This is a genomic window from Ruminococcus sp. CAG:330 (assembly GCF_000437175.1).
Classification (GTDB): Bacteria; Bacillota; Clostridia; order Oscillospirales; family Ruminococcaceae; genus Ruminococcus_C.
Window position 1 is genome coordinate 22,886 of record NZ_FR897977.1, and the last position, 6,934, is coordinate 29,819.

Genomic DNA, 6,934 nt, shown 5'->3' on the forward strand with positions numbered 1-6,934 from the left:
GCGCAGGAGGTGAGGACAGATGGCACGGTATTCTCCGCAGGAACAGGACAACATGCGGCGGGAGGCTTCGAGGCGTGCACGGGAAATGCAGCAGCGTGCGCCGATTCTTCCCGGCGGGATGCGACAGGAACCCATGGGGGATATGCTGCCATCTTCTGCCGCTCCGGAACCGCCAGTAAAACCGCCGGCAGGAACACCGTTTTCCGGATTGGCGGAGCTGGTAAATCACGGGCCGGCTGAGCTGCTCTCACATCTGGACAGCGACCACATGTTGATTTTGGCGATGATGGCGATGATTTACAAAGACGGCGGAAATGAGAACTGCGACAAAAAGCTGCTGATGGCGCTGGCGTACCTGCTGACGTAGGCGAGGAGGAGATGACAAGATGAATGATGTGATATTCTGGTCGGTCTGGGCGGGGCTTGCTCTGGTCATGATCCTGTATTATTTTCGGAGAAAGCACCCCATTCGCTCAATGCTGGCGGGAACGATTGGCGGACTTGCTGCGCTGTTTCTGGTGCACTACGGCGGGCATCTCTTCGGGTTTACGCCGGCGCTGAATGCGCTGCATCTGTTGCAGTCGGCGATCTTGGGAATCCCCGGTGTGATTCTTATGATTGCGCTGCACTTTGCAATCTGATACAAAAACGCCTGTTCCAGATCCGGAACAGGCGTTTTTGAACGTATACGAAAAGGGACACACTCCCAGCGGAACATGTCCCTCTTGTTTGACAATTGGACTTGTCAGAGAACTTACTTCAGTTCGATGGTAGCGCCAGCTTCTTCCAGCTTAGCCTTCAGAGCCTCAGCGTCAGCCTTCGGGCAAGCTTCCTTCAGGGTAGCCGGAGCAGACTCAACCAGAGTCTTAGCTTCCTTCAGACCCAGACCCAGAGCTTCCTTAGCAGCCTTGATAACAGCCATCTTAGCGTCACCGAAGGATGCCAGAACAACGTCGAACTCAGTCTTTTCAGCCTCAGCAGCGCCTGCGCCTGCACCAGCAGCCGGAGCAGCTGCAACAGCAGCGGTTACACCAAATTCTTCCTGGATTGCGTCAACCAGTTCAGCCAGTTCCAGAACGGACAGTTCCTTGATATCTTCAACGAACTTCAAAATCTTTTCAGATGCCATGATAATTAACTCCTTTATAATTCAATTTCAGTTGCAGCAGGGAACCATAGCCCTGCTAGGATTATGCAGCGGAATCTTCCGACTTGCTGTCCACCACTGCCTGCAGGGTTGCAGCCAGCTTCTGGATCGGACCCTGGAGAGAGCCGACCAGCTGTGCCAGCAGCACCTCCTTGGACGGGATCTTCGACAGCTTTTCTACGCCTGCTGCGTCATAAGCAACGCCCTCTACGTAACCTGCCTTCAGGTTGAAGAAGTCGTCCTTGTCTTCAGCAAACTTGCCCAGAATACGAGCCGGAGCAGTCTGATCGTCGTTGGACAGAGCAACTGCAGTTGCGCCGTGCAGCACGTCGTCAAATGCATCGATGCCCATGTTCTTGAATGCAAAACGCAGCAGAGAATTCTTTTCTACCATGTAGGTAACGCCAGCTTCCCGCATTTCACGGCGCAGCTTGGTGTCATCTTCTACAGAGATGCCCTGATAATCTACCAGAACGAAAGAAACGCTCTTCTGGAGCTGTTCGGTCAGGACAGCTACCTTTGCCTTCTTGCCTTCCAAAATCTTTTCACTTGCCATAAGATTTCACCTCCGATAAAAAGTTCATCGTATTGGGGAAACCGCCACAGGGGGAGGCCTCTCTGGAAATCGCAATAAAAAAACACGATCCGCTAGGAATCGTGCGCTGTGTATCACAGAAAAATCATTGCACATTCCTCGGTTGGATTTACGGCATATGCCACCAACTGTCTTTAGAATACGATGTTGCATAGCAACGTATTTTAGTATAGCACAGCATTCTGGCATTGTCAAGCTTTCTTGCAAAAAAACATGTAAATTATTTTTGAACGCAAGAATCCCCCTGCCGAGGCAGGGGGATTCGCATGGGAAAATTCACATGGTGGAAAACATTAGTCGAAATACAATGTGACAGACTTCAGATCAACTTCGCCCCAGTAACGGTACAGGGTGAGGCAATCCTGCGGATTTTTCACATCAAAGGTGATGGTGTTGTCGGACTTCATGTCGTTGGAGTGATAGGACTTCTGCTCTGCCCAGTTTCCAAGTACCAGTGCGCCGTTGAATCCATAGCCCACATTGTCGCCAAAAGTCACCTGAATCTTAGTGATGCTCTTATAATCGTACTTTTTCAGAGAATAGGACTTTCCGAAAGAAACATCTGTCAGAACTGCGGTCTTGCTGCTCTCCGAAGAGGTGGTGACTTTGGTTGTCGTAGTGGTTGCCTTTGTGGTTGTCGTAGTAGCCTTGGTAGTTGTGGTAGTCGGTTTTGTGGTTGTTGTGGTCGTAGTAGCCTTGGTAGTTGTGGTAGTCGGTTTTGTCGTTGTTGTGGTCGTAGTAGCCTTAGTAGTTGTGGTAGTCGGTTTTGTCGTTGTTGTGGTTGTGGTAGCCTTGGTGGTGGCAGTAGTTACCGCACTGCTGCCACAGTGGAGGATGACAGAATCCAGGTCAGTATCGCCGTACCACTTATAGAGTATCATGGAGTTGTAGAACTTATCCAGATCAACGGTCAGTGTATTTCCCGCCAAATCATTCGTAGTATAGTTCTTGGAGAGATTCCAGTTGCCGAAGGAGGCACAGCCGTTCATTCCGTACTGCGGAACATTTTTGAAGACGAAAGAAACGGAGGAGATTCCCGCATTCTGATAGGGTGTCAGATCGTAAGTTTCGCCGATCTTCACATCGGTCAGAACGATATCACTGCCATCCGAAGCAGCGGTGGTCTTGGTGGTTGCCTTTGTGGTGGTAGTTGCGGCAGTTGTCGCAGAAGTGGTAGTTTCTGTGGGTTTTGCCGTCGTTGCCTGTGTGGTTGCAGCAGAAGTTGCTTTCGTCGTAGCCTTTGTGGTAGTTGTTGTGGAAGCAGTTGTCTGCTGTGTGGTCGTTGTCGTAACAGGCTTCGGATCGGTGTTGCCGTTGAGATAGGTGGAATTCAGCAGGTTTGCCCAATAGTTGCCCATCTTTTCGTAGCCGGTTTCGTTGGGGTGCACACCGTCATGCATATCGGTGGTTTCATCGATGACGCTGTGAATGTCGGCGAAAGAAATCTTTGCGCCCTCAGCCTGTTTCTTGGCAACCAGCGTCTGAATGGAGGCATTGTAGGAATCGATGCAGCCCTGAATCTTTGCGGTAAATGCCGCCGGATCGTTGGGGTAGTACATGCCGTATGCCCACAGCCAATCGTAGCGTTCTGCGATGTTGATGTTCGGGATGGTGGAAACGTACAGCATATCATTCTCGCCGTCCATATCTGCCAGAATGGTATCCACCAGATTTTCCAGACGATCGGTGATTCCGTCGTTATAGTTGCTCAGAATGTCGTTGGTGCCGATCTGGAGCAGTACCACATCTGGATCATAGGTTTCGATCATGTTGCCGTTGCCGTAGTCGCTGCTAATGGTTTCCAGAATGCCCTGACGAGTTTCAGTTCCGGTAATGTACTGGATGGCATAGCCGCTGTAGCCGGCATAGTTGCCGTCGTAGGCAACGGTCTGTCCCTGATACTGGAAGGATTCCGAGTTGCTGCCCTTCGGTCCCACCATATCAATGTTGGAGTATCCCATTTCTTCCAGCTCGTGGTAGAGATACTTTCGATAGCCGCCGCCGGTCCAATAGCCGTCTGTGATCGAGTCACCCAGTGCCATGATCTTGACATCAGAGGATACGGGAGCGGATTGCGGTGCAGCGGAGACCTGAAGTCCACCCATAACAGAAGTCAGACTCAGAACACATGCTGCGGTAAGCGATAGGAATTTTGCTTGTTTCATCATACTGAATCAGTCCTTTCCAAACCGCCTGAAATGCGATGCTTTCCCGTCGTGCTAAGGGATGCACGTCTCGGAAAATCATCGGAATTCCGGACATTATTTCTATTTTTAGTATACTGCTGCGGAGCAGAAAAGTCAAGGCGTTTCCGAAAACATTTACACAAGGTTTAAGAAGAATTTCCAAAATTCTGCAAAGCAGGACCTGCCGCACATGAAAACGACGTAGTTGCGAACAAAATCAATATTCTCAACTTTTCACATATTTGTATTTTATATGTGAAAAAATACTATTTAAAATGACGGTATGAAAATCACAAAATCCACAAAATGTAAGCAATATTATCCCGCAATCGAAATAAGAAGATCACAAAAAATTAACAGCAGTGGAAAAAACAGCGGAATCCTAGCGCATCTATGACTTTTTCTTTGATGAATACAATATTCTTTAAAGAAAAAATAACGCAAAAAATACCGTTGCAGCTTTGGACACAAAAAATCCCTGTCCACCCGAAAAAGTTGCGGGAGAACAGGGACTTTCTATCACGTCTGTTTCAAAGCTGTGCTGAGAACTCAGACACCATACTTGTTGGTAGCAACCTTTACGCCAACACCCATAGTAGAAGTTACGGTGCAGGACTTCAGGTAAGTACCCTTTGCAGCAGACGGCTTAGCCTTTACGATAGCTTCCATCAGAGTTTCGAAGTTCTGAACCAGCTTATCAGCGCCGAAAGAAGCCTTGCCGATGGGGCAGTGGATGATGTTGGTCTTGTCCAGACGATACTCGATCTTACCAGCCTTTGCTTCGGTGATTGCCTTTGCAACATCCGGAGTAACTGTGCCGGCCTTCGGGTTCGGCATCAAGCCGCGCGGGCCGAGGATTTTACCCAGACGGCCAACCAGACCCATCATATCCGGAGAAGCGATGACAACGTCAAAGTCCATCCAGTTTTCCTTGGTGATCTTGTCTACCAGATCCTGACCGCCTACATAGTCAGCGCCGGCAGCCTGAGCAGCCTCGTACTTGTTTTCCTTGCAGAAAACGCAAACACGAACCTTCTTACCAGTACCGTTCGGCAGGACAACAGCACCGCGAACCTGCTGGTCAGCGTGACGGGAGTCAACGCCCAGACGGATGTGTGCTTCAACGGTTTCGTCAAACTTTGCCTTTGCGTTGGTGCAAACCAGAGACAGCGCCTCTTCCGAAGCATACTGCTTGTTGCTATCTACAGCCTTCCGGCTGTCAACATATTTCTTTCCATGTTTCATGATATTATATTCCTCCTAGTGTAGTGGTGTACCGGACTGCTTACACGCAAATCCAGCTAGCGGAAATTTCCTCCCACCATTGAGAAGTCAGAGCGTATGGAATTCCACCGCAGCTGAATTCCATTAATCAACGACAACAACGCCCATCGAACGAGCGGTACCAGCGATCATGCTCATTGCAGCTTCCAGAGAACCAGCGTTCAGATCCGGCATTTTCTGCTCGGCGATCTTCTGAACCTGTTCCTTGGTGATGTTTGCAACCTTTGTCTTGTTCGGAACGCCGGAAGCAGTATCAATGCCGCAAGCCTTCTTGATCAGAACGGCAGCGGGCGGAGTCTTGGTCACAAAAGTGAACGAACGGTCAGCGTAAACGGTGATGACAACCGGAATGATCATGCCGATGTCATTCTTGGTACGCTCGTTGAATTCCTTTGTGAATGCCATGATATTTACACCGTGCTGGCCGAGAGCCGGACCAACCGGAGGAGCAGGTGTTGCTTTACCTGCGGGAATCTGAAGCTTAATAAAACCTGTTACCTTCTGTGCCATATTGCACACCTCCATATTGTGGTAAATGGCGAGACAGCTATACTATCTCTCCCACCGGAATCCCTGTTTCGATTCCGAATTGTTTGTGACATAATTTGTAACCGATTCAGTCGTCCGCACGAATGACCTGATTGAGGCTCAGATGCACCGAAGTATCTCTTCCCATCAGGTGAATGATTACTTCAACATCATTGCTGTCCAGATCGATACTCTTGACAATCCCTCTCATGCCATTCATCGATGTGCCGGAAATCTCAACGGTATCGCCGACCTGATAGTCAACGGTAACTCCGGTGATTTTCTCCGAATCTTCTGCATCGTTGATGCCAAGCGCAGCAACTTCCGCATCTGACAGGGGAATGGGATCGGTGCCGGAAACGAATCCGACAAAGCCGGTAACGCCGCGAATATCCTTGATCACATGCCATGTGTCGCCGGTATAAACCATTTTCAGCAGGACATAACTGGGGAACACCTTGTGTTCGACCACCTTTTCCTTGCCGTCTGTGATCTCGGTTACCTTTTCGGTAGGAACCCGAACTTCTTGGATCAGGTCGTGGAGCTGGCGGTATTCCACCGCTTTTTCAATGTCCTGTGCCACCTTGTTTTCATAACCGGAATAGGTGTGAATCACATACCATTTTGCTGCCTCTGACATAATCAATCCTCCTGTTCTGTTCCCTGTTTACTTGGAAAGACCGATCAAGAACTTCATCAGATGCACAAATCCGCTGTCCAGCAGTCCGACCACAACAGAACCGATAACAACAACACAGAGAACAACCAGTGTGTTGTTGAACACCTTTTTCCGATCAGGCCAAACTACTTTTTTGAATTCTTTCTTCAGGTCTTTGAACCAGCCGGCGATCCGTGCAAAAATATTCTGCTTCTTCTCAGCATCTTTTTTGCCCTTGCCGCCGGATTTTTTGGAGTCTGTTTTTGCGGATGCTTTTTTTGCCTTTTTCTCAGCAGTCGCTTCCTGCTGAGCCTTCTTTTCAGTGTCAGCCATTGCGCTTCAGACCTCCATTACTTTGTCTCTTTGTGCAGCGTATGCTTCCGGCAGAACTTGCAGTGTTTGTTCATCTCAATCCGGTCCGGATTGTTCCGCTTATTCTTCTTGGTCACATAGTTGCGGCGCTTGCATTCTGTGCAAGCCAGTGTTACTTTCACTCTCATGATCGGCACCTCCTGCTTCGTTTACTTCTTCCGTTT

Annotated in this window: 10 protein-coding genes and 1 other annotated feature; of the genes, 2 read left to right on the forward strand and 8 right to left on the reverse strand. The window is 49.3% G+C overall.

Features of this window, described 5'->3' with window-relative positions:
- Positions 1–19 precede the first annotated feature (19 nt).
- Together QZL66_RS00460 and QZL66_RS00465 are read left to right on the forward strand one after the other, a co-directional pair.
- Complete coding sequence (locus tag QZL66_RS00460; RefSeq protein WP_022409804.1) at positions 20–367, forward strand: hypothetical protein; 348 nt, start codon at positions 20–22, stop codon at positions 365–367.
- Positions 368–386: 19 nt separating this feature from the next.
- On the forward strand, positions 387–641 hold the full coding sequence (locus QZL66_RS00465) for a pro-sigmaK processing inhibitor BofA family protein (RefSeq protein WP_022409805.1): 255 nt from the start codon (positions 387–389) through the stop codon (positions 639–641).
- 113 nt (positions 642–754) lie between these two features.
- Here the strand turns inward: QZL66_RS00465 and rplL are convergent, their stop codons facing one another.
- The 8 genes from rplL to rpmG form a co-directional block, all read right to left on the reverse strand.
- The gene (gene rplL / locus QZL66_RS00470) at positions 755–1,129 is read right to left on the reverse strand and encodes a 50S ribosomal protein L7/L12 (protein ID WP_022409806.1); all 375 of its coding nucleotides are present in this window, start codon (positions 1,127–1,129) and stop codon (positions 755–757) included.
- Between the two features lie 61 nt (positions 1,130–1,190).
- Positions 1,191–1,703: a 50S ribosomal protein L10 gene (gene rplJ / locus QZL66_RS00475; RefSeq protein ID WP_022409807.1), complete on the reverse strand. Its 513-nt coding sequence runs from the start codon at positions 1,701–1,703 to the stop codon at positions 1,191–1,193.
- Positions 1,704–1,770: 67 nt separating this feature from the next.
- Positions 1,771–1,898, reverse strand: a sequence feature (ribosomal protein L10 leader region).
- A gap of 137 nt (positions 1,899–2,035) precedes the next feature.
- Positions 2,036–3,910 (reverse strand): SGNH/GDSL hydrolase family protein, encoded by a 1,875-nt coding sequence (locus tag QZL66_RS00480; protein ID WP_022409808.1) that lies wholly within the window; start codon positions 3,908–3,910, stop codon positions 2,036–2,038.
- A 567-nt stretch (positions 3,911–4,477) separates the two neighbouring features.
- The gene (gene rplA, locus QZL66_RS00485; protein ID WP_022409809.1) at positions 4,478–5,173 is read right to left on the reverse strand and encodes a 50S ribosomal protein L1; all 696 of its coding nucleotides are present in this window, start codon (positions 5,171–5,173) and stop codon (positions 4,478–4,480) included.
- Positions 5,174–5,296: 123 nt separating this feature from the next.
- On the reverse strand, positions 5,297–5,722 hold the full coding sequence (rplK, locus tag QZL66_RS00490; protein WP_022409810.1) for a 50S ribosomal protein L11: 426 nt from the start codon (positions 5,720–5,722) through the stop codon (positions 5,297–5,299).
- A 106-nt stretch (positions 5,723–5,828) separates the two neighbouring features.
- The gene (gene nusG, locus QZL66_RS00495; RefSeq protein WP_022409811.1) at positions 5,829–6,380 is read right to left on the reverse strand and encodes a transcription termination/antitermination protein NusG; all 552 of its coding nucleotides are present in this window, start codon (positions 6,378–6,380) and stop codon (positions 5,829–5,831) included.
- Positions 6,381–6,407: 27 nt separating this feature from the next.
- Positions 6,408–6,731: a preprotein translocase subunit SecE gene (gene secE, locus QZL66_RS00500; RefSeq protein WP_022409812.1), complete on the reverse strand. Its 324-nt coding sequence runs from the start codon at positions 6,729–6,731 to the stop codon at positions 6,408–6,410.
- 17 nt (positions 6,732–6,748) lie between these two features.
- Positions 6,749–6,898, reverse strand: coding sequence for a 50S ribosomal protein L33 (gene rpmG / locus QZL66_RS00505; RefSeq protein ID WP_022409813.1), 150 nt, complete (start codon positions 6,896–6,898; stop codon positions 6,749–6,751).
- Positions 6,899–6,934: the final 36 nt, after the last annotated feature.

What these genes read in the sequence shown, in the direction of transcription:
- QZL66_RS00460 (WP_022409804.1), top strand. Translation starts at nt 20, where the DNA reads ATGGCACGGTATTCTCCGCAGGAACAGGACAACATGCGGCGGGAGGCT.
- QZL66_RS00465 (WP_022409805.1), top strand. Translation starts at nt 387, where the DNA reads ATGAATGATGTGATATTCTGGTCGGTCTGGGCGGGGCTTGCTCTGGTC.
- rplL (WP_022409806.1), bottom strand. Translation starts at nt 1,129, where the DNA reads ATGGCATCTGAAAAGATTTTGAAGTTCGTTGAAGATATCAAGGAACTG.
- rplJ (WP_022409807.1), bottom strand. Translation starts at nt 1,703, where the DNA reads ATGGCAAGTGAAAAGATTTTGGAAGGCAAGAAGGCAAAGGTAGCTGTC.
- QZL66_RS00480 (WP_022409808.1), bottom strand. Translation starts at nt 3,910, where the DNA reads ATGATGAAACAAGCAAAATTCCTATCGCTTACCGCAGCATGTGTTCTG.
- rplA (WP_022409809.1), bottom strand. Translation starts at nt 5,173, where the DNA reads ATGAAACATGGAAAGAAATATGTTGACAGCCGGAAGGCTGTAGATAGC.
- rplK (WP_022409810.1), bottom strand. Translation starts at nt 5,722, where the DNA reads ATGGCACAGAAGGTAACAGGTTTTATTAAGCTTCAGATTCCCGCAGGT.
- nusG (WP_022409811.1), bottom strand. Translation starts at nt 6,380, where the DNA reads ATGTCAGAGGCAGCAAAATGGTATGTGATTCACACCTATTCCGGTTAT.
- secE (WP_022409812.1), bottom strand. Translation starts at nt 6,731, where the DNA reads ATGGCTGACACTGAAAAGAAGGCTCAGCAGGAAGCGACTGCTGAGAAA.
- rpmG (WP_022409813.1), bottom strand. Translation starts at nt 6,898, where the DNA reads ATGAGAGTGAAAGTAACACTGGCTTGCACAGAATGCAAGCGCCGCAAC.